The sequence below is a fragment of the Asticcacaulis biprosthecium C19 genome (assembly GCF_000204015.1).
Taxonomy (GTDB): Bacteria; Pseudomonadota; Alphaproteobacteria; order Caulobacterales; family Caulobacteraceae; genus Asticcacaulis; species Asticcacaulis biprosthecius.
On the sequence record NZ_GL883077.1, the window covers coordinates 2,370,663 to 2,371,497 of the forward strand.

Genomic DNA, 835 nt, shown 5'->3' on the forward strand with positions numbered 1-835 from the left:
TGGGGAGGCGCAAGATTAGAGCGGAATGAATTTAGGTGGAATCTCCCGACGCGTCGTGGTCCCTTCGCTGGCGAAAGCTATACTTTTGCGGCGCTCACCCGCGTAAACGGGGCGGGAGATTCCACTAAACTTATTCCGCTCTGGTATACTCAGAATGTTATCGGCCGTTTGCGATCGGCCTGCCTTGGGTGGGAAGCGCTTTGACGACATTTTGAGCATTCAAAAGAAAAAGGCCGGCAGTTTCCCGCCGGCCTTTCTTCGTTTGAGGTGATCGCCTCTGGTTTAGATGGGCGTGTAGAATACGAGGTCGGACTTGGTGATGGTGATGGCCGTGTCGAAGATGATGGTGGCCGTGACACCGCCGCTGCCGGTACCGTTTGAGTCCCAGACCAGGGTGTGGGTGGTGGTGTTGTAGACGAACTGACCGCCCGTGCCGACCGCCGTGCCATTGGCATTGCTGGTGAATGTGGTGTTGGCCAGGGTGTTGGTGAAGTCGCCCTCACTGAAGGCAATGAGGTCGATGCCAGACTGGAAGTCCATGATGCGGTCGGTGCCGCCGCCGGTCTTCGCGAAGTAGAAGGTGTCAGCATCCGCGCCACCGGTCAGGTTATCGTTACCCGTACCGCCTGAGATGCCATCGGTACCCGCGCCCCCGAGATCGTGTCAGCTCCCGAACCGCCGTCGAGCCCGTTATTGCCCGCATTGCCGGTGATGGTGTTGTTCATGGTATTGCCACCGCCATACACGTTGTCGGTCCCGCCCAGGGTCAGCTTTTCGACATTGCTGCCCAGGGTCCAGTTGACGGTCGAAATGACCGTATCGGTACCGGTGCCGG

Annotated in this window: 1 protein-coding gene and 1 pseudogene; both read right to left on the reverse strand. The window is 58.7% G+C overall.

Annotation, left to right across the window (positions count from 1 at the left end):
* Positions 1–282: 282 nt before the first annotated feature.
* Positions 283–633, reverse strand: a complete 351-nt coding sequence (locus tag ABI_RS23640) for a M10 family metallopeptidase C-terminal domain-containing protein (RefSeq protein WP_157138858.1) — start codon at positions 631–633, stop codon at positions 283–285.
* Positions 603–835 (reverse strand): annotated as a pseudogene (locus ABI_RS23645) (hypothetical protein); the annotation flags it as partial. The pseudogene ABI_RS23645 and the gene ABI_RS23640, both read right to left, overlap by 31 nt.